This window comes from Micromonospora sp. NPDC005252, from assembly GCF_042872475.1.
Classification (GTDB): Bacteria; Actinomycetota; Actinomycetes; order Mycobacteriales; family Micromonosporaceae; genus Micromonospora.
The window spans coordinates 250,575-274,357 of sequence record NZ_JBIAKN010000006.1 but is presented as its reverse complement, the minus strand read 5'-3'; the positions used below and the strand labels follow the sequence as shown (position 1 = coordinate 274,357).

General features: G+C 71.0%; 20 protein-coding genes and 1 pseudogene. 9 read left to right on the top strand and 12 right to left on the bottom strand.

Going from position 1 to position 23,783, the window contains the following annotated elements; all coding sequences use genetic code 11:
• Window positions 1–1,041, top strand: coding sequence for a glycoside hydrolase family 11 protein (locus tag ACFYPH_RS19760; protein WP_354855465.1), 1,041 nt, complete (start codon window positions 1–3; stop codon window positions 1,039–1,041).
• A gap of 101 nt (window positions 1,042–1,142) precedes the next feature.
• Here the strand turns inward: ACFYPH_RS19760 and ACFYPH_RS19755 are convergent, their stop codons facing one another.
• From ACFYPH_RS19755 to ACFYPH_RS19740, 4 genes are all read right to left on the bottom strand, one after another.
• Entirely contained in the window at window positions 1,143–1,562 is a 420-nt protein-coding gene (locus ACFYPH_RS19755; protein WP_355066424.1) for a VOC family protein, read from the bottom strand.
• A gap of 88 nt (window positions 1,563–1,650) precedes the next feature.
• Window positions 1,651–3,390 carry a multicopper oxidase family protein gene (locus tag ACFYPH_RS19750; RefSeq protein ID WP_387183542.1) on the bottom strand — a complete coding sequence of 580 codons (1,740 nt, stop codon included), beginning with the start codon at window positions 3,388–3,390 and terminating at the stop codon, window positions 1,651–1,653.
• A complete protein-coding gene (locus ACFYPH_RS19745) occupies window positions 3,387–3,839 on the bottom strand; it encodes a DUF6220 domain-containing protein (RefSeq protein ID WP_355066426.1) in 453 nt (150 codons plus the stop codon). The genes ACFYPH_RS19750 and ACFYPH_RS19745 overlap by 4 nt, the downstream gene beginning before the upstream one ends.
• 9 nt (window positions 3,840–3,848) lie before the next feature.
• Complete coding sequence (locus tag ACFYPH_RS19740; protein ID WP_387183539.1) at window positions 3,849–4,838, bottom strand: carboxymuconolactone decarboxylase family protein; 990 nt, start codon at window positions 4,836–4,838, stop codon at window positions 3,849–3,851.
• Between the two features lie 143 nt (window positions 4,839–4,981).
• Between ACFYPH_RS19740 and ACFYPH_RS19735 the strand changes: the two genes are divergently transcribed.
• Together ACFYPH_RS19735 and ACFYPH_RS19730 are read left to right on the top strand one after the other, a co-directional pair.
• Entirely contained in the window at window positions 4,982–6,109 is a 1,128-nt protein-coding gene (locus tag ACFYPH_RS19735) for a sensor histidine kinase (protein WP_354855470.1), read from the top strand.
• Window positions 6,110–6,134: 25 nt separating this feature from the next.
• Window positions 6,135–6,797, top strand: a complete 663-nt coding sequence (locus ACFYPH_RS19730; RefSeq protein WP_354855471.1) for a response regulator transcription factor — start codon at window positions 6,135–6,137, stop codon at window positions 6,795–6,797.
• A gap of 82 nt (window positions 6,798–6,879) precedes the next feature.
• Here the strand turns inward: ACFYPH_RS19730 and ACFYPH_RS19725 are convergent, their stop codons facing one another.
• Both ACFYPH_RS19725 and ACFYPH_RS19720 read right to left on the bottom strand, forming a co-directional pair.
• Window positions 6,880–9,876: a glycoside hydrolase N-terminal domain-containing protein gene (locus ACFYPH_RS19725; RefSeq protein ID WP_387183534.1), complete on the bottom strand. Its 2,997-nt coding sequence runs from the start codon at window positions 9,874–9,876 to the stop codon at window positions 6,880–6,882.
• 395 nt (window positions 9,877–10,271) lie between these two features.
• Window positions 10,272–10,517, bottom strand: a complete 246-nt coding sequence (locus ACFYPH_RS19720; RefSeq protein ID WP_387183532.1) for a hypothetical protein — start codon at window positions 10,515–10,517, stop codon at window positions 10,272–10,274.
• 48 nt (window positions 10,518–10,565) lie between these two features.
• Here ACFYPH_RS19720 and ACFYPH_RS19715 point away from each other — a divergent pair, with 48 nt between their 5' ends.
• Both ACFYPH_RS19715 and ACFYPH_RS19710 read left to right on the top strand, forming a co-directional pair.
• Window positions 10,566–11,057 (top strand): LLM class flavin-dependent oxidoreductase, encoded by a 492-nt coding sequence (locus ACFYPH_RS19715; protein ID WP_354855474.1) that lies wholly within the window; start codon window positions 10,566–10,568, stop codon window positions 11,055–11,057.
• A gap of 29 nt (window positions 11,058–11,086) precedes the next feature.
• Window positions 11,087–11,326 (top strand): annotated as a pseudogene (locus ACFYPH_RS19710) (NAD(P)-binding domain-containing protein); the annotation flags it as partial.
• A 516-nt stretch (window positions 11,327–11,842) separates the two neighbouring features.
• Here the strand turns inward: ACFYPH_RS19710 and ACFYPH_RS19705 are convergent.
• The 3 genes from ACFYPH_RS19705 to ACFYPH_RS19695 form a co-directional block, all read right to left on the bottom strand.
• Window positions 11,843–12,505, bottom strand: coding sequence for a tetratricopeptide repeat protein (locus ACFYPH_RS19705; protein WP_387183529.1), 663 nt, complete (start codon window positions 12,503–12,505; stop codon window positions 11,843–11,845).
• 143 nt (window positions 12,506–12,648) lie between these two features.
• Complete coding sequence (locus ACFYPH_RS19700) at window positions 12,649–13,623, bottom strand: GNAT family N-acetyltransferase (RefSeq protein WP_387183526.1); 975 nt, start codon at window positions 13,621–13,623, stop codon at window positions 12,649–12,651.
• A 131-nt stretch (window positions 13,624–13,754) separates the two neighbouring features.
• On the bottom strand, window positions 13,755–15,323 hold the full coding sequence (locus ACFYPH_RS19695) for a polysaccharide lyase family 1 protein (protein WP_387183523.1): 1,569 nt from the start codon (window positions 15,321–15,323) through the stop codon (window positions 13,755–13,757).
• A 28-nt stretch (window positions 15,324–15,351) separates the two neighbouring features.
• Here ACFYPH_RS19695 and ACFYPH_RS19690 point away from each other — a divergent pair, with 28 nt between their 5' ends.
• The 3 genes from ACFYPH_RS19690 to ACFYPH_RS19680 all read left to right on the top strand — a co-directional run bounded on the left by ACFYPH_RS19690 (window position 15,352) and on the right by ACFYPH_RS19680 (window position 18,542).
• Entirely contained in the window at window positions 15,352–15,561 is a 210-nt protein-coding gene (locus ACFYPH_RS19690) for a hypothetical protein (protein WP_387183520.1), read from the top strand.
• Between the two features lie 83 nt (window positions 15,562–15,644).
• Window positions 15,645–16,313, top strand: a complete 669-nt coding sequence (locus ACFYPH_RS19685; RefSeq protein ID WP_387183517.1) for a CDP-diacylglycerol diphosphatase — start codon at window positions 15,645–15,647, stop codon at window positions 16,311–16,313.
• Between the two features lie 495 nt (window positions 16,314–16,808).
• A complete protein-coding gene (locus ACFYPH_RS19680) occupies window positions 16,809–18,542 on the top strand; it encodes a cellulose binding domain-containing protein (RefSeq protein ID WP_387183514.1) in 1,734 nt (577 codons plus the stop codon).
• On the opposite strand, the gene ACFYPH_RS19675 is transcribed toward ACFYPH_RS19680, so the two are convergent.
• Window positions 18,532–19,560: a DUF1731 domain-containing protein gene (locus tag ACFYPH_RS19675; protein WP_387183511.1), complete on the bottom strand. Its 1,029-nt coding sequence runs from the start codon at window positions 19,558–19,560 to the stop codon at window positions 18,532–18,534. The genes ACFYPH_RS19680 and ACFYPH_RS19675 overlap by 11 nt on opposite strands.
• Before the next feature lie 168 nt (window positions 19,561–19,728).
• Here ACFYPH_RS19675 and ACFYPH_RS19670 point away from each other — a divergent pair, with 168 nt between their 5' ends.
• Window positions 19,729–20,664: a hypothetical protein gene (locus ACFYPH_RS19670; RefSeq protein ID WP_387183508.1), complete on the top strand. Its 936-nt coding sequence runs from the start codon at window positions 19,729–19,731 to the stop codon at window positions 20,662–20,664.
• A gap of 42 nt (window positions 20,665–20,706) precedes the next feature.
• On the opposite strand, the gene ACFYPH_RS19665 is transcribed toward ACFYPH_RS19670, so the two are convergent.
• Window positions 20,707–21,789: a glycosyltransferase family 2 protein gene (locus tag ACFYPH_RS19665; RefSeq protein WP_387183505.1), complete on the bottom strand. Its 1,083-nt coding sequence runs from the start codon at window positions 21,787–21,789 to the stop codon at window positions 20,707–20,709.
• 54 nt (window positions 21,790–21,843) lie between these two features.
• Window positions 21,844–23,628 carry a hypothetical protein gene (locus ACFYPH_RS19660; protein ID WP_387183502.1) on the bottom strand — a complete coding sequence of 595 codons (1,785 nt, stop codon included), beginning with the start codon at window positions 23,626–23,628 and terminating at the stop codon, window positions 21,844–21,846.
• Window positions 23,629–23,783: the final 155 nt, after the last annotated feature.

Sequence of the window (23,783 nt, the reverse complement as noted above, 5' to 3'; positions counted from 1 at the left end):
ATGACCGACACCAGCCACACCCCCACCAGGCCAGGGAGGCGCGGCCGAATCCGGTTGCTCCTGGGCGCCGCCTGCGCCGCCGTCCTGGCCATCGCCGGCACGGTGACGGCGACCAACGCGTACGCCGAGGCCGACCGGACGCTCACCTCGAGCCTGACCGGCACGCACAACGGCTACTACTTCTCCTTCTGGAAGGACGGCGGCAACGCCAGCATGACGCTGCGCGCCGACGGCCGGTATTCCAGCAGTTGGGACCGCAGCACCAACAACTGGGTCGGCGGCAAGGGCTGGGCCACCGGCTCGCGGCGGACGGTCAGCTACTCGGCCAACTACAACCCGGGGAACAACAACACCTACCTCGCCCTGTACGGATGGACGCGCAACCCGCTCATCGAGTACTACGTGGTGGAGAACTTCGGCAGCTACAACCCGAGCAGCGGCGCCCAGCGGCTGGGCACGGTGACCACTGACGGCGGCACCTACGACATCCTGCGCAGCCAGCGGGTCAACGCCCCGTCGATCGACGGCAACCAGACGTTCTACCAGTACTGGAGCGTCCGTCAGAACAAGCGCTCGAGTGGCACCATCACCACCGCCAACCACTTCGACGCCTGGGCCCGCGCCGGCCTGAACCTCGGCACCAATCACAGCTACCAGATCATGGCCACCGAGGGCTACCAGAGCAGCGGCAGCTCCGACGTCACCGTCCAGGAGGGCGGCGGCGGCAACCCGACCTCCGGACCCACCTCCGGGCCCACCACCGGTAACCCGGGGACCGGCACCTGCAACGCGACGCTCTCCGCCGGTCAGCAGTGGGGCGACCGCTTCAATCTGAACGTCGCGGTCAGCGGCACCAGCAACTGGGTCGTCAGACTCGGACTCGGCGGCGGCCAGAGCATTCAGAACAGCTGGAACGCCTCCGTCAGCGGCACCAGCGGAACCGTCACCGCCAGGCCGAACGGCAACGGCAACAACTTCGGCATAACGATCATGGCCAACGGCAACTGGAACTGGCCGACGGTCAGCTGCGGAACCAGCTGATCCCGACCGACTCCGCGCACCGACACCCGGCCCCGCCGCCACGCGACGGGGCCGGGTGCTGCGCCTGCCCGATCCGGCGGCCCGCGATGGGACTCCGCGGCCTAGAGGCCCTGCCCGATCTCCACCAGATAGCCGTCGGGGTCGCGGAGGTAACAACGGATCTCCGTGCCGTGGTCCTTCGGCTCGGTGAGGAAATCCGCGCCGCGGGCCTTCCACTCGGTGTAGAGCGCGTGGATGTCCCGGACCCGGACATTCATCGCGCAGCTCAGGGTGTTGGAGTCGACCGGGGCCTTGGCCTGGACCGTCGGCTTGTCGTCCGTCGGGCCGCCCTCGACGTTGATGATGATGTAGCTGTTGAAGAACCTCATGATCAACGGGTTCGCGTCATGGACGCACGTCGCCCCGAACACCCGCTCGTAGTATTCCCGCGACCGATCGATGTCGCGGACGATGAGCAGCGTCGCCAGGAACATGCCGTCTTCGGGCTCGAAATAGTCGGGAGCCGGGTTGGCCAGCGTCATAGCCACCTCTTCGTCGCCTGCCTCCGCTGCACGGGCGGCGACGGGGTTCCCGCCAGGGTCGGGCCGAAACCGGGAACGGCGCGGGAGATCACGAGTACATCAGGTGCAGCGTCATCCCGGCGTCGGCGTGCCCCAGGTTGTGGCAGTGGTTGGCCCAGATCCCCGGGTTGTCGGCTCGGAACGCCACCTCCCACACCTCACCCGGCCGGACGTCGAACGAGTCCAGCCACAACGGACTTCCGATCGCCGCCTTCCGGGTGCGGGACAGCACGAGAACGTGGTGGCCGTGCAGATGCCACGGGTGCACGGTCTGCGACCGGTTGACGATCGTGAAGCGGACGACGTCGCCGCGGCGGACGACCTGCGGCGGGATGTCCGGATCGGCCGCGCCGTTCACGGTGTGGGCGTATCGCGGGAGCAGTCCGCGCAGGTCGAGACCACGGTCGAGGACGAGGGTGAACTTCCGGTCGAACCGGGCCCACGGCACCGGAGCCGGCACGCCGTAGGTGAGCGGGTCCAGGACGGGCCACCCGCCGGTCGCCGTCGACACCTCCCCGGTGGAGTAGACCACCCGTCCGTCGACGAACAGCGCCACCGGGCTGGCCGGCGCGGTGAACACCAGGTCGTAGCGGCCTCCGGCCGGGATCAGCACGGCGGTGTCCGCGAGCGGCGTCGGACCCCGCAGATCAGAGCCGTCGATCGCGGCGACCCGGAAGGCGGCCCCGGCCAGGGCGTACCGGTGCGTCGTGTTGTCGGTGTTGATCAGGCGCAGCCGCACCGGCACGCCGGCCTCGACCCGTTCCACTCGCGCCGGGGGCAGCGGACGACCCGCCAGGGTGTGCACCGGCACGGTGACGTCGAGGCCGGTCGTCGGCCCCGGGCGCACCACCAGGACGCCGTAGAGGCCCATCCGCACACCGACGTCGGACACCGCGTGGGTGTGGTACCAGTACGTCCCGGCCTGATCGGCACGGAACCGGTAGACGAACTCCTGGCCGGGCAGCACCGCTGCCTGCGTCACCCCGGGCACCCCGTCCTGGCTGTTCGGCACGTCGTACCCGTGCCAGTGCAGGGTGACGCCCCGCCCGATGTCCCGGTTGTGCAGCGTCACCTCCACGACGTCGCCGACGGTGGCGGTCAACTCCGGCCCGGGTACCTGCGCGTTGAACGCCCACGCCGCGACGTCGCGGCCACCCACGTTCACCCTGGCCGTCCCGGCCGTCAGGGTGAACCGCCGAGTGGGTTCGTCGGTGGTCCGGATCTGCGGATAGCCATGATCATGCGGTACGGCGGGCGCGGCGTCCGGGGCGACGGCCAGCCCGGTTCCGGCCAGCAGGGCCGCGACCGTCACCACGGTGGCCGCCCGGGACACCGTCCGGGACGGGCGCGCGTCGAGGAAGCGCCACGAGACCGCCGCCGCCGTGCCGACCCCGGCGACCGCGAGCAGCCCCACCGAGGCCGACGCCGGATACCCGTGCAGGATCGTCACGAGCAGGGCGCCGCTCACGGCGTACCCGGCGAAGAGGAGCGGGACCGCGACGGACCGGAGGTCGCCCGCGGCCCGCAGCAGCCGCGGCCCGGCGACGACCACCGCGGCGAGCGACAGGGGCGCGGCGATGAGGGCCTTCTCCGCGGCGAACCACCAGCCGGCGCGGGCGAGCGCGATCACCGTGAGCGCGCGGCCGAGCGTGGCGAGCAGCGCGACGGCGGCCAGCCCGAGTGCGAGCGGACGGCGCCGGGCGGCCGCCGCGGCGCCGCCACCCAACCATCCGGCGGCGGTGAGGACCGCGAGCACGAGGTCCGCCACGAGCAGCGAGCCGGTGGTCATGCCGGCTCCCCCTCCCGGACGGCCGCGCGGATGTCGCCCACCGGCGCCGGACCACCCAGCCTCCGCGCTGCCCGAAGGACGCCGACCACGACGTGCACCGCGACGATGCCGTTGAGCGCGTGCAACCCGCCGAGGGTCAGGCCGAACGCGGTGCTGACTCCGGCGGCGTCGGTGGAGGCGTTGGCGAGCATGGCGAGAAGCGCCTGCACGACGACGAGGCCGACCGGCAGGATCGCCAGTCCGACGAGTCGGCCCGGCGCCTTCGCCAGCGCGGCGAACAGGGCGGTGAGCAGGGTGAGGACGGGGATGACGGCCATGCCGTTGACACTGTGCAGGGCGTACGCGCCGTCGCCCCCGGGTTTCGTGAACGCGCCGACGGCGGCGAAGACGAACTGGACGGCGAACGCGATGAGCAGCAGGGCGGCGCTGACGACGAATGCCTTACGCATGGTGATCTCCTAGAGGTGCGCCGAGGCCAGGGCCTGGGCGACATGGTCGGTGGCCGTGATCGCCCCGTACGCGACCAGCCGGACGAGGTCGGCGTCGGCGGGGTGCGACAGCCGCCAGAGGGCGACGTCCCCCACGCTGATCGCGCTGGGCGCGAACGCCGCCAGCAACGCGATCCGGGTTCCGATACGGTCCCGGCCGGGCACGTCCCGGACCAGGTCGACGGCCCAGTCGGCGGGCCGGGCCGGGAACCGCCCGTCCTCCCAGCGCACCGTGGCCGTCACGGTCTGGCGGGCCACGTCGCCCAGCAGGTCCCCGCCCCGGGTGGCGGCGGTTCGCAACGACGCGTAGGCGACACCGACCGGGCTGTCCCCCGCCCACGCCGGCGGCGGCGTCGGACCCGCCTCGATGAGCGGGAGACTGCGACCGGGTTCCCTCGGCTCCCGGGCGGCCCTGGCGTACAACCGGCCCCCGACCGAACGCACCAGCGGGGAGCGTTGCAGGCCGCCGGGGAGCAGGTCGGGGTCGAGCAGCGCCGAGACGATCCGGTTGATGAAGTGGAAGGCGAGCAGCGTGCCGGTGACCTCCGGGCGGTACGTGCTGCTCCAGTCGGCGGCGCGAGGGCTGCGGCTGGCCTGGGCCCAGCGGGCGAGTTCGGCGTGCCTCGGGTCGGGTGGCGTCCCGCCCCGGGCGACGACCTCGGCCAGAGCGCGCTCGCCCAGGGCGTGCAGCAGCAGCACGTGGGCGTCGACGCAGAACTGACAGCGGTTGGCCCGGGACACGGCCGCCGCGACGAGTTCGCGCTCGACCCGGGACGCGTCCCCGGCGAGCAGGGCCTCGCGCAGCAGCGACCAGGTGGCGGCCAGCACCTCCGGCACGGCCGAGAGCACCTGGAAGGTGGGCAGCGGCCCGAGGAAGTCCTCGCGCGACTGCTGGTAGACCTCCGCGGTGCGCCCGGTGGCCGCCTTCGTGGGGATGGGGGTGAAGAAGCGGTATGTCATGAGGTCGATGCTTGCCGTGGCGGGCTGGGAAAACGTCGTTCCGCCGCAGACACTTGCTCCGCCGCGATACCACCCCCGTGGTACGCCTGATCTACCGCACGCGCGGGATGCTCCACGGACGACGGCCGTTCTACAGTGCGACCATGCGCCGCGACCTGCCGTACGCCCTCAGTGGACTCGCCCTCGGCGGCCTGCTGCTCGGCAACGCCGCGCTCGCACCGGACGCCGCGACCGTCGGGGCCCTCGACGTCGCCCTGGTCCTCGCCATGGCGGCGGCCCTCGCGGTGTGCCGGCGGTACCCGGTGGTCGCGCTGGGCGTGGTGACCGCCGCCATGCTGGCCCTGCACATCCGGGTGCACTCCGGGGTGTCCGCCGCGTTCCCCGTGCTCGGCGTGGTCTACCTCGCCGCCTGGCGGGGTCGCCGGGCGGCCGCTGCCGTGGCCAGCCTCGCCTTCCTCGGTGGCTTCCTGGCCCGCGACGTCTCGGTGGCGCCGGCCGACCGCCCCAACCAGCTGATCGTCGAGCGGACGGCCCTGCTGCTGGGATGGTTCGTGGCGGCCAACGTCGCCGGGCTCGTCGGCAGGCAACGCCGGGCGTACCTGGAGCAGGTCGAACAGCGGGCCATCGAGGCCGAACGCACCCGCGAGGAGATGGCGTTGCGCCGTGCCGGGGAGGAGCGTCTGCGCATCGCCCGCGACCTGCACGACTCCCTGACCCACAGCATCTCGGTGATCAAGGTGCAGGCCGGGATCGCCGTGCATTTGGCCCGCAAGCACGGCGAGGAACCGTCGGCCACGCTGCTGGCGATCCAGGAGGCCAGCGGCGCCGCGATGCGGGAACTACGCACCACCCTCGACATCCTGCGCGCCCCCGACGACGACCGCGTCGGGCTGGCCCGGGTGGACGAACTCGCCGAGCGAACCCGGGCGGTCGGCGTGCCGGTCCAGGTCACCGTCAGCGGCCGGCCCCGGAGCCTGCCCGACGAGGTCGACCAGGCCGGCTACCGGGTCGTCCAGGAGGCCCTGACCAATGTGGCCCGCCATGCCGGCCCCGCGACCGCGCACATTCACGTCGAGTACGCCCCGGCCGGGCTGACCGTCGCGGTCACCGACGACGGGCGGGCGTCGCCGGCGCGGCCCCCGACACCGGGGGTGGGACTGCGCGGTATGCGGGAACGGGTCACCGGACTGGGCGGCACCCTGCAAGCCGCCGCCCGCGACGACCACGGGTTCACGGTGCGGGCCACGTTCCCCCTCGACGAGCCGGCATGACCGGGCGACGGCGCGGGGAGCCGGCATGATCCGGGTCCTGCTCGCCGACGACCAGGCGCTGATGCGAGCCGGGTTCCGGGCGCTGTTGGAGGCAGAGGACGACCTGGAGGTCGTCGGTGAGGCCACCGACGGCACGTCGGCCGTGCACCTCGCGCGACGCCTGCGCCCGGACGTCGTGCTGATGGACGTGCAGATGCCGGGGCTCGACGGCATCGAGGCGACCCGGCGCATCGCCGCGGACCCCGACCTTGCCGCGATCCGGATTCTCATTCTCACCAACTACGGGCTCGACTCCTACGTCTTCGCCGCCCTGCGTGCGGGCGCCAGCGGTTTCCTGCTCAAGGACGCCGACCCCGCCGACCTGCTGCAGGCCGTCGCCGTCGTGGCGCGCGGCGATGCACTGCTCGCGCCGGCCGTCACCCGTACGCTGATCAGCGAGTTCGTGGCCGGCCCACCGCCAGCCGTGCCGGCGGCCGGCCGGGACGTGCTGACCGCCCGCGAACAGGAGATCGTCGAGCTCGTCGCCCGCGGGATGACCAACGACGAGATCGCCGTGCGGATGGTGATCAGTCCGTTGACCGCCAAGACACACGTGAACCGGGCGATGACCAAGCTGCACTGCCGTGACCGGGCCCAGCTGGTCGTGTGGGCGTACGAGTCGGGACTGATCACGCCGCGCCGCCGGTGACCGCGCTGCCCGCCGGCGGCCCGGCCGCGAGATCTCGCCACCTCCCCGACGTTCAGCGCCGGGGAGGTGGCGAGGCGAAAGGTCAGGACCCGATCGCGATGGCGAAGACGTGCATGGTCGGCACGTTCGCCGCGGCCCGTGCGCTGATGTTGGGCAACACGACCTGGGTCACCGCCTTGCTCTGCAACGCCACGCCCACGTAGTAGATGCAGGCCGCCGTGGCCTGGCGGGCGTTGTTGGGCCGGTTCTGGTAGGCCGACACGATGGCGGCGGTCGCCCCGGACTGCGGCCCGCCGTACCAGTCGGGCGTGCTCAACGTGAACGTCTGGCGGGTGCCGTCGGCGTACACCACGGTGCCTGTTCCCGACACGGCGCCGTAGGTGCCGGTCAGGAGGAAGCCGAGCGTGCTGCCGGTGCCGCTGACGCCGATGGTCTGGCCCGAGGCGATGGCGTTGTCGGCCGTACCGGGGCTGACGTTGGGCCAGCGGAAGGTCACTCCGTTGCGGCTCACCGTGCTGCCCGGGCTGGCGCCGGCCTGCGCCAGGGCCTGCGCGGAGAGACTGGCGCCGTTGCCGTCGAAGTTTGCGACGTTGGTGTTGCTGTCGTTGCTGATGCCGGCATTGGTGAAGCTCTGCTCCAGCGTCGGCGTGGCGACACCCGTGCTGGTCACCCGGTAGGTCCGTCCCGCCTGCACTGTGACCTCGATCAGGTCGGATTCGACGCGGGTGACCCGGGGCGACGTCCCGTCGGCGGTGTCGACGACGCTGACGGTGCCGGTCAGGAACCGCGACCGCAGGCGGACGGTGCCGGCACGGTCCGGACGGACGAGCACCTCGGTGGCCGCGCCGCTCGCCCACGTGATGCTGACCGTGTGCCCACCGCGGCCCCGCAGGCCGGTCACCCGTCCGCTGGGCCAGGCCGGCGGCAGCGCGGGCAGGATGTGCAGCTCACCGATGTGGCTCTGGAGCAGCATCTCGGCGATGCCGGCGGTGGCGCCGAAGTTGCCGTCGATCTGGAACGGCGGGTGCAGGTCGAACATGTTGGGCGCGAGCCGGGCGGTGGTGGCGAGGTAGCGGATCAGGTCGTGGGCCCGCTTGCCCTCCTCCATCCGCGCCCAGAAGTTGATTTTCCAGGCCAGCGACCAGCCGGTGCCGTCGTCACCGCGCAACGCCAGCGTACGGCGGGCGGCCTCGAACAACTGCGGGGTGCCGCGCTTGGTGATCTGGTTGCTGGGGGCCAACCCGTACAGGTGCGAGATGTGCCGGTGGTTGGGCTCGGTCTCCACCCAGTCGTAGAGCCACTCCATGATGTTGCCCCGCGAGCCGATCTTCATCGGCGCGAGCCGGTCCCGGGTGGCGCGGACCTGGGCCCGGAAGGTGCTGTCCACGTTGAGGATCTCGCTCGCGCGGGCGCACGCGTCGAACAGGTCACGCAGGATCTGGTTGTCCATGGTGGGGCCGGCGCAGACGCTGGCGTTCGCGTGGTGGCTGAGCTCCGGCGAGTTCGAGGGGTTGGTCACCAGATAGCCGAGGGTCGGCTCGGTCACCAGCGTGTCGAGGAAGAACTGTGCGGCACCCTTCATGGCCGGGTAGTTCGTCCGCAGGAACTCGACGTCACCGTTGAACTGGTAGTGGTCCCAGATCAGCGTGGACAGCCAGGCGCCGCCGGTCTGCCACATGCCCCAGAACGCGCCGTCCACGACGGCGGTGGCCCGCCACGCGTCGGTGTTGTGGTGGGTGACCCAGCCGCCCGCGCCGTACTGCACCTGGGCGGTGCGGGCGCCGGCCACCGACAGGTCGCGGACCATGTCGAACACCGGGTTGTGGCACTCGGCCAGGTTGGTCGTGTTGGCCGGCCAGTAGTTCATCGGCAGGTTGGCGTTGATCGTGTACTTCGAGTCCCACGAGGGGGTCAGCGAGTCGTTCCAGATGCCCTGGAGGTTCGCCGGCTGGGTGCCGGGTCGTGACGACGAGATCAGCAGGTACCTGCCGAACTGGAACAGCAGCGCGGAGAACTGCGGGTCGTTGACGCTGTTGTGCTGGGCGATGCGGACGTCCGTCGTCTGGTCGGCGGCGGAGGTGCGGCCCAGGTCGATGGTGACCCGCCCGAACAGCGCCTGGTAGTCGGCGACGTGCCGGCTGCGCAGCTGGTCGTAGCTGTAGGCGCGCGCCGCGCTGAGGCGCTGTCGCGCGATGCCCCCGTAGTCGCCACCGACGTTGCGGTAGTTGACGTAGCTGGAGCCGATCGAGATGAGCAGGGTCACGCTTGTCGCGTTGGTGACCCGCAGGGTGCCGCCGGAGCTGGACACGGTGCCCCCGGTGACGGTGGCGTTGGCCAGGGCGAGGAAACGGACCTGCCCGGTGACGCCCTCCTGACTGCCGGAGACGCCGTCGAGGCCGATCGTGGCGCCGTCCGGGCTGGACACCGTCGTGCGCTGAGGGCTGTCGAACGTGGCGGTGAAGCTGATCGAATTGGTGCGGTCGGCGGTCAGTCGCATCGCGATGACCTGGTCCGGCGCGCTGGCGAAGACCTCACGCTGATAACGGATGCCACCCAGGACGTACGACGTCGTGGCGGTGGCGGTCGTCAGGTCGAGCGTGCGGTTGTGCTGGGACGCTCCGCTGGCGGATCCGAAGGCGAGCCGGAGGTTGCCGACGGTCTGGTAGGCCAACTGCCCGCCGGGGTTGCCCATCATGGTCTGGTTGATGAGGTCCTGGGCCTGCGTCCACTGGTTCGCGTTGACCAGTCGCCGGATCTCCGGCAGCGCGGCCGCGCCTCTGGTGTTGCTGGGGTCGTGCGGGCCGCCGGCCCACACCGTGTCCTCGTTGAGCTGAAGTCGCTCGGTGTCGACGTTGCCGAACACCATCGCGCCGAGCCGGCCGTTGCCGATCGGCAGGGCCCGCAGCCAGTCGGTGCCGGCACCCTCGTCGTACCAGAGGGCGAGGTCGTTGGCCGCCAGCACCTGCGGCGGCGCGACGGCGTCGGCTTGGGCGGTCGCCGTCCAGGGCAGCGGCAGCAGGGCACCGCCCGCGCCGGCTGCGCCGATCTTGAGGGCTTGGCGCCGGGTCAGGTCTGACATCGATCCTCCAAACGGTGACCGATCCGGCCACCCCAAGCGCGACAACGCCGAAGCCCGATAGCGGATCCGCGCGGTGGCACCGACCTGACCTCGCTGCGCAGGCCGTTGGCAGACCCTCAGACGACGAAACGTCTGATGTGTTTCGGGAAGATTACTCCGGCGTCACGCAATAGGCAACGGTCGATAGCTGGAAGGATCGTGGGCGGCGACCCGACCCTTATCAGGAGAGATCGGACTCGCCCGGAGCGGTGGCGGGGGCCGGCGGCCACGGTGGACACCTGCACCACCGACCAACCTCGCCAATACATCTGACGATTCTTGTCGGTGCGCCGGTGGAGGCGGACACGCAGCAACACCGCCGCGCTGGCCTCGGTGGACGGTGGGGCGGGCCGACGTCAGGTCGCCGTCGACGCGCCCCGGCAGCCGGGTCGTGATCGCGTGCGGGCAGCGCCGTCGGCGATCACCGCGCCACGTCCTGCGCCGGCGGCGGGTGCGGTGTTCCCGGCATCAGCCGGGTGCCGCCCTCGTCGCTCTGCGCACCCGAGCAGGGCGACGAGGGCGAGGAGGATGACGGCGACCGAGTACTCGCCGGCCGTCTGCGGCAGACCGCCGGCGTAGACGACGAGGAAGCCGGCGATCACGGTGGGAAGGCCGAAGCCGACGTAGCAGACGACGTAGAGTGGGTGGGCGTGGGCGGCTCCCCCCAGTCGGTGGTGCGGACCGCCCGGTACGGCCTGCCGCTCATGCTCGCCATCATCGGCGGCGCTCCCGAGCGTTTCGCGCCCTACATCGACCTCTACCGCCGGGCGGCCGACCAGCTCGGCACCACGGCGCACCCGGTCGGGATGCACTCGCCCGGCTTCATCGCCGACACCGACGAGGAGGCCAAGGAGCTGTTCTGGCCGCACTACCGGGTCATGCGGGACCGGATCGGCGCGCTGCGGGGCTGGCCACCGATCCGCCGTACGGAGTTCGACTCCGAGGTCGAGCACGGCTCGCTCTACATCGGCTCGCCCGAGACGGTGGCCCGGCGGATGGCTGGTGCCATCCGCAGCCTGGGCGTCGGCCGGTTCGACCTCATCTACACCGCCGGAGCGCAGCCCGTGAGCGCCCGGATGCGCGCCGTGGAGCTGTACGGCTCCCGGGTGATCCCCATGGTCCGCGACATCCTGGCCAGCTGACCCGCCGGCCGACCCTCGGGAAGGAAGACATGAACGACAGCGGCCCCGACCGCCCCCGGACCCTCGCCGTCCTCGGCGCCGGCAAGGTGGGCACCGTCCTCGCCCGGCTCGCGCTCGCCGCCGGCTACCGGGTGCTCGTCGCCGGCTCCGGCGACCCGGCGAAGATCGCCCTGACCGTCGAGGTGCTCACGCCCGGGGCGGTGGCGACCACCGCGGTCGACGCCGTGGCCGGCGCCGACATCGTCATCCTCGCCCTCCCTCTGGGCAAGTACCGTGCGCTCCCCGCCGAGGCGCTGCGCGGCAAGCTCGTCGTCGACGCGATGAACTACTGGTGGGAGGTGGACGGCATCCGCGACGACCTGACCGACCCGCGCACCTCGTCCAGTGAGATCGTCCAGGCGTTCCTGGCCGACGCGCGGGTCGTCAAGGCGTTCAACCACATGGGCTACCACGACCTTGAGGACGAGGCGCGGCCGACGGGCGCGGCCGGCCGCAAGGCCATCGCGATCGCCGGTGACGACGAGGCCGGCCTCGCCACGGTCCCGTCCCTTGTGGACGATCTCGGCTTCGACCCGGTCGTCGCCGGCCCCCTCGCCGAGGGGGTACGACTCGAGCCGGGCAGCGAGTTGTTCGGCGCCAACGTGAGCGCCGACGAGGTGGGCGCGATGCTCGACCGCTTCCCGGGTCGGAGCGCGGCCAGGCCGTCGCCGCCGCGCGGGCCCGTGCGGGCGACGATCACGATGCCCAGTCGGCTCCCGAGCCGCCGGCCTGACCGCCAGTACCTCTCAGTGGTCGTCGTCGAACGCCGTACGGGGATCGAGGTGCCCACCCCGCTCCTGCGCGGCGGCGTAAGCGGCGGGGCCGAGCGCCTCGATCGCGGCGTCTCGCACGGCGGCGAGGTCGGCCGCGTCGTCCGGGTCCGGCACCTGGCCGAGCGCCGCGAACGCCGCGTCCGCGAGACCGACCATGAGCGCCGCTCGCGGGTGGTCGCCCTCGGCGGACGCGAGCGCCGCGCCCGCCACGCAGACGTACGGCACGAACTCGTCCCAGCCGTGCCGGAACACCCGGGTACGGCTGAGCGTGAACAGCCTCCTCGCCTCGGCGAGGTTGCCGAGACCCAGCTCGCAGAAGGCCAGGTTGCGCGTCTCGGAGTTGACGGTCTCCGGCCGACCCAGCGTCTCGTTCAGCGCGATGCTCTCCCGGTACAGATCCCGCGCCCGGGTCAGATCGCCGGCCATCCGCGCCACCGCGGCCAGCACGTGTCTCGGCCGCTCCTCCAACGCGCGATCGCCGGAGCGCACCGCGACGTCGAGTGCCTCCCGCGCCCGCGCCTCCCCGAGCGTCAGGTCGCCGCCACGAATCGCCACCCGCGCGAGGCTGTACCGGGCCTCCACCTTGCCGGCGGCGTCGCCGACGGCCCGAGCCCGCTCGATCTCGGCCGTACTCATCCGCACCACCGCGTCGGTCTCCCCACGCCGAAAGGCCGAGCGGACATCGTCACTGAAGCTCACGGTTGAGGTCCCCTCGTGTCTCGTGCACGGGCGCGTCGACGCGTCGACCGCGCCGCGGCCCCGACCGTCTCGGCGCGTGGTCACGCATGGAAGGCGGTCCAGTTCTCCAGGAGGCGGAAGCCCATCGACTCGTACAGCGGCCGGCCGAGCGCGCTGGTCTGCAGGTACGCCGCGTCCGCACCGGCCGCGACACCCTCGCGCAGCACCTTCTCGGTGATCGCGCGACCCAGGCCACGACCGCGCGCGCCCGGGACGACAGCGATGTTGAAGACGCCGACCACACCTCGGGTCCGCATCCCGAGACCCGTGCCGAGGTGCTCGCCGGCCTCCTCGTACAGGTAGCCGTCGATCCGCTCGGCGTCGAGAACCGCGCCGCCCATCAGCGACCCGAACAGACCGTCCCCGTGGCGGAGACCCTGGCTCGTGGCGCCGTGGAAGATGATCATCACGACCACACCGATCAGGCCGAGCAGTGGGGTCACCAACCAACCGAGCACCCCGGTCAGGCCGTAGAGCACCAGGCCGACGATCGACCGGGCCTCCTGCACCCGGACCTGCTCCTGGTCGACGGAGTCGGCACGCAACTCCGGATGGCGGCGCACATAGGCGAAGAGCACCCACCAGGGCGCCGACATCAGTGCTGCGGCGAACGCGTACAGGACGACCGCCACGCGCAGATCGTCGGTGTTGCCGTCGGCCAGCGCCGACGCCAGGACGGCGGTGGGAAACGGAATGATCACCACGCCGAAGAGGATGCCGAGGTTGATCGAGCTGAAGGCGGCAGTGGTGCCCCGGACCAACTGGAGCACGGCGTGATGATTCAGCCAGAGAACACCGACATAGATGAACGACACGACGAAGGCCAGATAGGCCGGCCCCTCCCCGAGGAGCCCCTCGGCCAGCCCACCCTCGTGGAACTCCGGGACCCGCAGATCCAGCACCAGCAGGGTGATGACGATGGCGAACACGCCGTCGCTGAATGCCGCCAGGCGACCCGCGTCGGTCACCCCGGGACCGCCGCCGCTCGCCTGCGTCCCCTCTCGACCTGCGGACATTGCCGCACGCTAACAGTCATTTGACAGCCAGCCGAGCGTGATTGCCCGGGACCAGCGCGATCCGGCCCGCGTCCTTCATGGACCACGACGGTGGCGGGAGCGGCCGGCCGCCACCCCCGCCCATCCGCTGGCTAGCTGGCGTACGTCTCGAACTCGCCGACCCGCGGCGCACCGCTCGAGCTGGTGATCCTAAAGGTGATCTTGCTCAGTGCCGTCGCGGAGAAGGTGATCGCACCCGCGCCACTGCCGGAGGCCAGGACGGCGCCGGTGTCGTGGTTGACGAGCTGCCAGGAGCCGATGGAGCCCTGGGTCCCGGAGGGCTCCCGAATGACCACCCGGGACACCCGGGTGGCGGATCCCCACTTGATCGAGATGGAGCCGGTCGATCCGGCCGGCGACCAGTAGGTGCTGATGTCGCCGTCGCGCACGTTGCCGTAACTGGTCCCGCTGGCCTTGCTGGAACCGTCGGCCCCGGCCCCCAGACTGAGGTTGGTCCCGCTCGTCGGCGGCGGCGTGGTCGGCGGCGCGGTGGTCGGCGGCGCGGTGGTCGGCGGCGCGGTGGTCGGCGCAGCGGTGGTCGGCGGCGGCGTCTGCGGCGAGCAACTCCCGTCGGAGACCCGCAGGCCCGTGTTGGCGCCGGCCGTCTGACGGACGACGTCCGGTACGCAGCTCGCGCCGTCGAGGCGGTACGCGTACGGGATGCTGACGGTGGTGTTGGACGTCGGGTTGGGGCCGGCGGGGTAGTTCTCACTGCCGGCGCTGGACCAGGTGACGTTGTCGAAGGTGTTGCCGCTGACCTGCCAGTAGCCGCGCTCGTTGGTGTAGAAGGTGCCCAGGACGTCCTTCGAGTTCCGGAAGTAGTTGTTCTCCACCTTGGCCCGTGCGCCGGCCCGGGAGTTGATGCCGGACTCGTGCAGGCTCACGTAGTGGTTGTTGTAGATGTGCGCGATGCCGCCGCGCAGCAACGGCGTACGGGAGTCGATGTTCTCGTACAGGTTGTGGTGGAACGTGATGAAGCCGTTCGAGAGGTCGCTCTCACTGGAGCCGATGAGGCCGCCACGACCGGAGTTGCGCAGGATGCTGTACGACAGGGTCACGTACTGGGTGTTGTCCTTCATGTCGAACAGGCCGTCGTAGCCCTCCGACTCCCCGCCGGACGCCTCCAGGGTGACGTGATCGACCCAGACGTTGCGGACCGTGCTCTCCATGCCGATGGCGTCTCCACCGTTGGAGGTGGGCGAACCCGACTTCTTGACGTTCCGGACCGTCACGTTCTGGATGATGATGTTGCTGGAGTCGCGGATGTGGATGCCCAACTGATCGAAGATCGCACCGCTGCCGACCCCGATGATGGTGACGTTGCTGATCTGCTTGAGCTCGATCACGCCGTCGGCGGTGTTGCAGCTCGAGCCCGACACCTTGCTGGTGTTGCCGTGGTTGATCGTCCCCGTCACCTCGATGGTGATCGGGGTGCTGCTGCTGGCACGCCCGCACAGCGCCGCGTGGATCGCGGTGCCCGTGCTGGCCCGTACCGTCTGCCCGCCCGCGCCGCCGGCGGTCCCGCCGTTCTGGGTGGCGTAGCCGGTGGCGGTGCCGGCCGCCGCCGACGCCTGCGGGGTGGACAGTGTTCCCCCGACCGCGATCCCGACAGCGGCCGTGGCCAGCGCTGCCAGAAGTCGCAGTGCGACTGGTCGTCTCATGTCGCGTCTCCTTCGTCATCGTCTGAATGTGCCGACGGCAGCGGCGATCGACGCGCCGACCCTCCACGGGTACGCGATTCAAGTCGATCACTTTGCATTGACGGCAATCAATTGTCTGCTCATCGCGGAGAACCTCATCGCCCTGGCGTGCGCGGCGAAACCGCTGGCCAAGCGGCGCGTCGTCGAAGGCGCATCCCGATACGCGCCCGCCCAGTTCGGCGATGAAACATCGATGTAACGCAATCGTAGGAAAGCGGTTTCCCTCTGGGCAAGGGTTAGCGTTTGCAGGTTTTTTGCAGACGTTGCGACCTCTGGGACAGGGTGCAGGTCTGCGAGGGCACCAGGACCGGCCCTCCGTTCCCCCAGTGCCTGCGGACCACCCCCACCTACGTGATCCTCAATGGAGGATCCGGGTCGAACCACGACTTCCTGCTGGTCCCCAGTTGTCGGATCCGCGGCATCGAGTGCCCGTTCATCACCACCGCCAGCGCGCCGAACTACTGGCTCGACGCGTGGGACAACGCCCAACCGGGCCAGGCGGGACACGTCGTCTATCCCCACGTCGGGCTGGGCATCAACTCGGCCGACCCGGCGATCCGTACGCAGGACCAGCTGCACATCCACCTAGCCGGGATCCACTCGGGCATCCAGACCCAGCTCAACACCCACGACAGCACGATCACGAACAAGCCGTCGCGGTGGCGCAACCAGATCGCGCCGATCTGGGGACTGACGAGCACCGGCGCTCCCGCCCCCCGCTCGTACCGGGTGCTCCACGTCGCGAACCTGAACACGAACCTCTTCCGGCTCCTGCTCGACAGCGTGGTGCGGCCGACCGGCGCGACCATGGCGGCGCAGACGATGGCCGTGACACCCCGCCTGATCGGCAGCGGCGGCTTCTACGTCCTGAACAGCGAACCTGGCCTGCCCGTCGCCCCCGGCCAGCCCGGCGGCACCGGGACCGTCGACTTCCTGCTCGCGTACGCGTGACGCATTGACAGGCACCACTTGACGAAATAAATTCCTGGCAACAAGAAACTGTTTCGTACGCTCGCTGTGCGGCACTCACCCGCGAGCCCGCGAATGAGCAGCGAGGCCGGCCCGGACCAGGAGCCGGCCGACAGAGGAGGGTGCCACAGTCCCGCTGGACCCGTTCGCCGCACCATCAGTCCTGCCGCCGCTCGCGTATCCGCGACCGATGGCACGAGGGCCGATCGGTGCCGCCGCCCCGGCCTCCGCACCGGCGTTCCCCCGGTGTCTTCTCCGCGCCTGTCTGCGTAGCGCGAGAGTCGGTGGCCGACAGGTGATGTCGCGGGTTGCCATGCGGGACTGGACTGGACGGGCGATATTTCGACACCCCGCCGCCGCACGCTTGGGAGCGCTCCCGAGCATCGCCTGACGCACTGCTGACGTACCGCCCGGCGCTCGCCCGAAGACCGCACCACCGGACGCGTCGGCCGCCACCACCCCTTCAGGAGAAGTCTCATGAGAAAACGAAGAGTGACCAATGCCGCCCTGGTCTCGGCCGGTGCCGTCCTGCTGGCGTCGACGGCGGTCGCCCTGGCGGCGCCGGCCGGTGCCGCAGCCGCCGGCTGTGCGGTGAACTATGCCGTGTCGTCGCAGTGGCAGGGCGGCTTCGGCGCGAACGTCACCATCACCAACCTCGGCGACGCGGTCAGCAGTTGGACGCTGACCTGGTCCTACAGCGCTGGCCAGACCGTCACGCAGGCGTGGAACACGACTCTGACCCAGAGCGGCGCCGCGGTCACCGCCAAGAACGTCAGCTACAACGGGGCCATCCCCACCAACGGCACGACATCGTTCGGGTTCAACGGCTCGTGGACGGGCAGCAATCCCGATCCGTCCAGCTTCGCGTTGAACGGTGTGACCTGCACCGGCGGCACGACGCCGACCACACCGCCGCCGACCTCGGCACCCCCGACGACACCGCCGCCGACCACGCCGCCACCCACCACTCCGCCACCCAACGGGCCGGCGGACATCACGGTGAACAGCGCCACCCGGTACCAGACGATCGACGGGTTCGGGGCCGCCCAGTCCATCTGGGGCAGCGCCTGGTCGACGACCGACACCCAGACGCTGGTCGGGATGGGTGCCAACCAGCTCGGGCTGTCCATCGTGCGCACCGGCCTCTCACCGGTGTCCAGCGAATGGTCGACCCACGTGAACTCGTTGAAGACGGCGAAGTCGTACGGGTCCGGTGTGAAGATCCTCGCCTCGCCGTGGACGGCGCCGGCGGCGTGGAAGACCAACAACAGCCGAACCAACGGCGGCCAGTTGAAGACCGACTACTACGACGACTACGCGAACCACCTGAACAGCTATGTCCAGTACATGCGCGGCCAGGGCGTGACCATCGACGTCACGTCGGTGCAGAACGAGCCGGACTGGCACCCGGACTACGACTCGATGGACTGGAGCGGCACCGAGCTGCGCAACTTCGTCCGTGATCAGGGCACCAAGGTGCAGAACAGCAAGCTGATGGTCGCCGAGGCGGTCAACATGAACTACGGCTACACCGATCCGACCCTGAACGACGCGACCGCCCGGAACAACATCGGCTACATCGGCGGCCACCTGTACGGCACCGAGGCCGCGGGCCGGCTGGCGCCGTACTCCCTGGCCGCTGCGTACAACAAGCCGGTGTGGATGACCGAGTGGAACTACCACGAGGCGGACGGCGGCGGTTCCAACATCTGGGGCAACCCCGCCAACCTGGCGGTCTGGAACGAGACGCTCGACGACATCATGCGCACGGTGCACAAGTCGATGGAATCGAACTGGAGCGCCTACATCTGGTGGTACGGCAAGCGTTACTACTCCTTCATCGGCGACGGCGAGGCGGCCTACGGCACCACCGCGGGCGCTCCGCTCAAGCGCGGGTACGCGTTCTCCCAGTACGCGAAGTACGTCCGGCCGGGCTATCAACGGGTGGCCCTGACCAAGAGCTCCAAGGCCTCGCCGCTGGAGGTGACCGCCTACCAGGGCGACGGCAAGATCACGCTGGTGATCCTCAACCGGTCGAACAGCGCGGTCAACAACGCCGTGATCCAGGCCCCGCAGAACGTCAGCAGGGCCGAGTACTACCTCACCTCGCAGAACGCCAACGCGGCCAGCCAGCCGACCAGCGTGAACGGAGGACAGGCCACCATCAACGTCGGCGCACGCAGCATCTCGACCCTCGTGTTCACTCTCTGACCGCTCCTGGGAGTCGGTCGCGCGGCGACCGGGCGTGGGGGTGCGAGCGACCGTGCGCTCCCCCACGCCCCACCGCGCCAGCGTGCCGGCGTCGCAGGGCCAGGTCCACGGCGGCATCGGGCCACCCCGGATGGTCGAACATGAAGCCCGCGGCGGAGAGCCGGCCCGGGGCGACGCGCCGGCTCTTCAACAGCAGTTCGGTGTCCGACCGGAGCACGAACGCGCCGACCTCCGCCATCAACCGGGTGGCCGGCAGGCCGACCGGAATCCGCCAGGCCGACCGCAGCGCCCGCATGAATTCCCGCTGTGGCACCGCGCCGGGCGCGGCCAGGTTCACGGGCCCGGCGATGTCGTCGCGGTCAATGAGAAAGCACACCGCGCGGACGAAATCCTGGTCGTGGATCCACGAGACGTACTGCCCACCGCCGGCGACCGAGCCGCCGAGCCCGAGCCGCGCGAGCCAGCTCAGCACATCGAACACACCACCGCGGTCGGGGCTCATCACCAAGGCCGAGCGCAGCGCGACCTTGCGCGTGTGGGGAGTCGCCGCCCGCTCCTGCGCGGCCTCCCAGTTCTGGGCGATCCTGACGCTGTACGACCAGTACCCGGGCACACCGTGCTCGCCGCCACCGAGCACGCCGTCGCGCTCGTCGTTGGCGGCGTCGAAACGGTGCGCGTAGATGGTCGCGGTGCTCATCTGCATCCACACCCTGGGCGGCCGGTCGGCCGCGGCGATGGCCTCGCCGACGACCCGCGCCGACTCCACCCGTGAGCGCATCATGGCGTCGAGGTTCTCCGGGGTGTACCGACAGTTCACACTGCGCCCGGCCAGATTGATGACCACATCGCTGCCGTTGATCTGCCGGGCCCAGTCGCCGAGCGTGGCGCCGTCCCAGCGAACCTGACGCGCACCCCTCGGCGAGCGGGTCAACAACACCACGTCGTGACCCTGCGCGGTCAACGCCCGGTCCAGGATCGCGCCAACCTGGCCGGTGCCGCCCGGAATGACGATCTTCACGGTCGATCCTCGGCCGGCACCGGTTTTTGAACATGTTCAACCATGCTCCGAGCGTACGGCGGAACGGCCGCCGGATCAAGATCGATCACCACGACTCCCTCCCTGCGGGGAGCGCCTTCCCCGACAGGAGGGGACCGCTCCGGTCGGAGCCCCGCGAGGATCGGACGCATGACGACACCGACAGCGATCGCGCGCAGGAGCGGCAACCGCCTGACGTACGCCGTACTCGCCTGGACCGTGGCCTATGGCGGCGTACGTCTGGCGTGGACGGTCGGAGAGGCGCCGGAGTTCGGCCCGTTCGGATCCGACCTGCTCGGCTTCACCGGCTGGCGGTCGGTGGTGTTGTGCCTGGCCGCAGGCGCGGCGGCGGTGGCGCTGGACCGGGCGACGACCTGGCGGCCGATGCTCGCGGGACTCGCCTGGGCCCTCGGCGGGGCGCTGGTCGCGGCCGCCGCGATCCTGCTGCCGGAGCTGGTGAGCCTCCTGCTGTTCGCCCGTGGCCCGTCCTTCGATCCGGTGGCGTTCGCGAGCCGGGTCGGGTGCGTCACCGGAGCGGCCCTGCTCGGCCTGGCCACCGCCCGCTACCAGCGGCGCACCCGGGGCGACTGCCCGGACTGCTGCCGGACCGTCCGACCCGGCCAGCGGCGCTCGGCACCCGCACCGTGGGCACGCTGGGCCGCGTACGTGGCGGTGGCCGGCCTCGTGACCCGGTTCGCGGCCCAGGCGGTGGTGGGCTTCGACGGTCTCACGCAGGACGCCTCGGTGATCGGGTTGGAGATCGGTCTGGTGCTGGCCGGGGTGCTGCTGCCGCTGGCACTGGTGCGGCACTGGGGTGAGGTTTGGCCGGGATGGGTGCCGCTGCTCGCCGGCCGCACGATCCCCCGACGGTTGTTGCTGGTGCCCGGCTTCGGGCTCGGGGCGAGCGTCGTGGCCTACTTCGGAATGGGGCTGACGCAGGTGGCATCGGGACCGGCCGGCGAGTTCTCTGACCTGTTCCTCTGGGTGGCCATGTCGGCGTACTGCCTCCTGGGGCTCGGCCTCCTCGCCGCGTCCAGCGATTACCACCTGCGCACCCGCAGCGCGTGCCGGTCCTGCGGTCGCTGACCGACTCCACTCCGGCGGACGCCAGACACCCGCCTGCCCCGGTCAGCCGGTGTCGCGGTCGTGGGCCTCCCGCCGGTGGGGTGCGGGAGTCCGGCCGAGGGACTCCTCCCGGGCCGGTACCGTCCGCGGGCCGCGCGCGGCCGAGCGTGGCGCGGGCGAGACCGGCAGCCGTGGCGCCCCGCCGTTCTCCGCGAGCAGGTGCTCGGTCTCCTGCACCAGGTAGTGGGGTCGGCGCTTGGTCTCGTAGTAGATCCGGCCGATGTACTCCCCGATCACGCCCAGGATCGTCATCTGGATGCCGCCGAGCCCGATCACGCTGACGATGATGGTGGTGTAGCCGGGAACGTCGATGCCCTTCTCGACGGCGTCCGCGACCACCCAGGCCATGTAGACCAGCGCGATGAGGGTGAGGAACAGGCCGCCGTAGATCGCCAGGCGCAGTGGCCGGTTGTTGAACGACAGCAGGCCGTCGAACGCGTAGTTGAAGAGCTTGCCGAACGTCCACCGGCTCCGCCCCGACTGCCGGGTCTCGTTGGCGTGGGCCACCACCGCCGTCCGGAAGCCGATCCAGGAGAACAGTCCCTTGGAGAAGCGGTTGTATTCCGGCATCGCCAGGATCGCGTCCACCGCCAGTCGGGACAGCAGACGGAAGTCACCCGCCCCGTCCTGCAGGCGCACGTCGATCCACCAGTTGATCACGCGGTAGAAGGACCGTGAGGCGACCATCCGTACGAACCGGTCACCGCGCCGGTCCCGACGGGCGATCACCTGGTCGAAGCCCTGCTGATACAGCATCACCATCTCGGGCAGCAACCGCGGCGGATGCTGCAGGTCGGCGTCCATGATGACTACCGCGTCGCCGGTGGCCCGCTGCAACCCGGCGAGCATCGCCGCCTCCTTGCCGAAGTTGCGGCTGAGCGACGTGTAGCAGACAGCGGGGTCCGCGGCGGCGAGCCGGCGCAGCGCCGCGAGGGTGCCGTCCTCGCTGCCGTCGTCGACGTACACCACCTCGACGTCCACGTCGGGCAGCTCGGCGAGGGCGGCGCACACGGTCTCGTGCAACCGCTCCACCGACGCTTCCTCGTTGAAGCAGGGCACCACGACTGACAATCGCACTGTCGTCACCCCGCCCCGCCCGTACCCGGGCATCCGCCGCCGGCCGGTCCGTCGCCCGCGCGGTCAGAGGTGGTAGACCAGCGTGCCATCAAGATCCTCCCGGGTGATGCCCAGCCCGTCGATGGGCCGGGCCGCGATGCCCTCCCACGGCGTCCCCACGGCGCGGCTCGGCACGAACACCACCGACCGCACGCCTATCCCCCGCAGGTACGCCACGCTGCCCGCATCGGGGAACGACGCCACCGCGGTCCGGGTCTGCGCCTGGCTGACCGGCTCGAAGCCGGCCAGACCGTTGGTCACCCGGGGGAACCCGTCGGTCGTCCACAACATGTACGTCAGATCGCCCACGCTGCCGGCCGGCAGCACCAGGATCGGGTCCTGCACCGTCCGCATCGCCGCCGGTGGCTGTGGCACGGTCGGGTGGGGTGTCCGGTTGACGCCCTCCAGGGTGACCATGGTCAACGGCACCAGCAGGACCAGCGGCGTGAGGATCCGCGTCCACTGGCGGGGCGAGGACTCGCGCAGCGATTCGGCCAGCGCCGTCACCGCGCCGGCGGCCAGCACCGCCAGCAGCAGGCTCGTCCAGTGCATCATCCGCCCGGGGGTGCGCAACGCGTCCCAGCCCGGCAGGAGCGTGGACAGTGTCAGGTAGCCCGGGTCTCCGTCACCGCCGAGGGTGGCGCCCAGGCCCAGCAGCACCGTGCCGAGCACGCCGAGCCCCAGCACGACCCGGTGGCGCAGCGGATACACCGAGAGGAACAGCCCCGCCGCGGCCAGCCCGATCAGCATCATCCCCGGCAGCAGCGCCATCTCCGGCGGCCAGGACAACTGTTCGCGTGCGGCGGCGTGCCGCTCGCCCCACAACCACGAGTCCGCCGGCGCGGTGACGAACCCGATCAGCGGAGGCGAGAACATCTTCGTCCAGTCCAGCGTCCGCTCGGCCTGCGGGTTGAGATCGACGACGCGCAGGTAGACCATGCCCAGCAGCAGCGTCACCGCGCCGAACGCACCCCCACCGAGCAGATCCGCGAGCAGCAGCCGCCGGCCGAACGGCGGGCGCTCCCGCCGCCGCCACCAGGACCAGCCGTAGCAACCCGCCGCCACCAGCACCGCGGCCAGCAGGAAGTACACCAGCGGCAGACCGATGCCGAAGCCGAGGCTGATCTGCCAGGCGGCGACCAGCCACCCGGCCAACGCCCAGCCCGGCCGGCGGAGCTCGGGCCGGTACCCGTGGCGCAGCGACCAGCCGTGACCACGGGCCAGCATGGCCAGCGACAGCGCGATTCCCGCGCTGGACAGGATGTTCAGGTGCCCGGAGTGCGCCAACCGCCAGGGCGCGTACGCCCACGCGATCGCGGCGACGGCCCCGCCCCACCGGTTCGCGCCGAGCTGCCGCGCCAGGGCGTACGCCCCGAGCGACGCCAAGGCGTGCAGCAGCACGTACAGCACGTTGTACCGGACCACGGCGGCCTCGAAGCCGGACCCGAGCATCCCGATCGGCGCGTAGCCGAGCAGGGTGTCGCTGTAGGCGTACGTGTACTTCTCGGGGTAGAACGTGTTGGAGTGCCAGAGGTCGGCCGGGTTGCTGAGCAGAGCGTGCCCCGACCAGGCGACCTGCCAGGCCTGCAACAGCGGGTCGCCCAGGTCGCCGGGGATCGTGCTCGCCGGATGCCGCAGCGTCGGCCAGGTCAGCACCGCTGCCAGCAGCAGGCTCGCCAGTACCGCCACGGTCCATTCGGAACGGGCCCAGCGCCATCGACCCCAATCGGCCGGTGGCCGGTCGTCGGAGGTCGGCTCGGGCGTCGCGTTCTCCGTGGTCGGTGGCGGGGTGGCGAACCGGATAATCATGAAATAGATGCTCTCCAATAGTCCTGGCCTTGTCCATCCGCTGTCCGAAGCGTGGATGTGCAGGCACCGGGTTCAACGGTCGCGTACCGCTGGGCGTCGCGGTCAGCGGCGACGGTGGCGCGGACGAGGTGCGTCCGCGCCACCGCGCTGCCGGT

Bases quoted from the DNA above. Each gene is read 5' to 3' on its own strand.
- ACFYPH_RS19660 (WP_387183502.1), bottom strand. From the start codon at position 23,628: ATGATTATCCGGTTCGCCACCCCGCCACCGACCACGGAGAACGCGACG.
- ACFYPH_RS19725 (WP_387183534.1), bottom strand. From the start codon at position 9,876: ATGTCAGACCTGACCCGGCGCCAAGCCCTCAAGATCGGCGCAGCCGGC.
- ACFYPH_RS19680 (WP_387183514.1), top strand. From the start codon at position 16,809: ATGAGAAAACGAAGAGTGACCAATGCCGCCCTGGTCTCGGCCGGTGCC.
- ACFYPH_RS19755 (WP_355066424.1), bottom strand. From the start codon at position 1,562: ATGACGCTGGCCAACCCGGCTCCCGACTATTTCGAGCCCGAAGACGGC.
- ACFYPH_RS19705 (WP_387183529.1), bottom strand. From the start codon at position 12,505: ATGAGTACGGCCGAGATCGAGCGGGCTCGGGCCGTCGGCGACGCCGCC.
- ACFYPH_RS19700 (WP_387183526.1), bottom strand. From the start codon at position 13,623: ATGTCCGCAGGTCGAGAGGGGACGCAGGCGAGCGGCGGCGGTCCCGGG.
- ACFYPH_RS19740 (WP_387183539.1), bottom strand. From the start codon at position 4,838: ATGACATACCGCTTCTTCACCCCCATCCCCACGAAGGCGGCCACCGGG.
- ACFYPH_RS19735 (WP_354855470.1), top strand. From the start codon at position 4,982: ATGCGCCGCGACCTGCCGTACGCCCTCAGTGGACTCGCCCTCGGCGGC.
- ACFYPH_RS19730 (WP_354855471.1), top strand. From the start codon at position 6,135: ATGATCCGGGTCCTGCTCGCCGACGACCAGGCGCTGATGCGAGCCGGG.
- ACFYPH_RS19750 (WP_387183542.1), bottom strand. From the start codon at position 3,390: ATGACCACCGGCTCGCTGCTCGTGGCGGACCTCGTGCTCGCGGTCCTC.
- ACFYPH_RS19695 (WP_387183523.1), bottom strand. From the start codon at position 15,323: ATGAGACGACCAGTCGCACTGCGACTTCTGGCAGCGCTGGCCACGGCC.
- ACFYPH_RS19745 (WP_355066426.1), bottom strand. From the start codon at position 3,839: ATGCGTAAGGCATTCGTCGTCAGCGCCGCCCTGCTGCTCATCGCGTTC.
- ACFYPH_RS19670 (WP_387183508.1), top strand. From the start codon at position 19,729: ATGACGACACCGACAGCGATCGCGCGCAGGAGCGGCAACCGCCTGACG.
- ACFYPH_RS19760 (WP_354855465.1), top strand. From the start codon at position 1: ATGACCGACACCAGCCACACCCCCACCAGGCCAGGGAGGCGCGGCCGA.